This is a genomic window from Massilia eburnea, from assembly GCF_009720745.1.
Classification (GTDB): domain Bacteria; phylum Pseudomonadota; class Gammaproteobacteria; order Burkholderiales; family Burkholderiaceae_D; genus Rugamonas; species Rugamonas eburnea.
The window spans coordinates 1-255 of sequence record NZ_WNKX01000099.1; the positions used below are offsets into that span (position 1 = coordinate 1).

Here is a 255-nt window from a genome sequence, read left to right on the forward strand (position 1 = left end):
GCTTACGGCGTGCGGGCTTTTCACCCGCATTATCGCTACTCATGTCAGCATTCGCACTTCTGATACCTCCAGCATCCTTTACAAGACACCTTCGCAGGCTTACAGAACGCTCTCCTACCATATCCTTACGGATATCCGCAGCTTCGGTGACTGGCTTAGCCCCGTTACATCTTCCGCGCAGGACGACTCGATCAGTGAGCTATTACGCTTTCTTTAAATGATGGCTGCTTCTAAGCCAACATCCTGACTGTTTTA

At 50.2% G+C, this 255-nt stretch carries 1 rRNA gene; it reads right to left on the bottom strand.

The features are described 5' to 3' along the window. A 23S ribosomal RNA gene (locus GM658_RS29920) occupies positions 1–255 on the bottom strand; the annotation flags it as partial.